This window comes from Tsukamurella sp. USMM236, assembly GCF_037148755.1.
Lineage (GTDB): Bacteria > Actinomycetota > Actinomycetes > Mycobacteriales > Mycobacteriaceae > Tsukamurella.
In genome coordinates this window covers 1-223 of sequence record NZ_JBBCSS010000028.1, presented here as the reverse complement: position 1 = coordinate 223, position 223 = coordinate 1, and the positions used below count along the sequence as shown (strand labels likewise).

General features: G+C 55.6%; 1 rRNA gene. It reads right to left on the bottom strand.

The features are described 5' to 3' along the window. Positions 1 to 91: ribosomal RNA gene (rrf, locus tag WFK95_RS24725) — 5S ribosomal RNA — on the bottom strand; the annotation flags it as partial. Positions 92 to 223: the final 132 nt, after the last annotated feature.

Genomic DNA, 223 nt, shown 5'->3' with positions numbered 1-223 from the left:
CCCTCGCGAGTGCAGTACCATCGGCGCTGGAGGGCTTAGCTTCCGGGTTCGGAATGGAGCCGGGCGTTTCCCCTCCGCTATGGCCGCCGTAACACTGCGAAACAACACATGTGTGCTGTCTCAGACATTGCATAGTGGACGCGAACCAGCCTCAGCTGGTTTCTGTTATTGTTACACGCTTTCACCTGTGAGCTTGTGCTCGTTTTGGCGAATGTTATGTGTG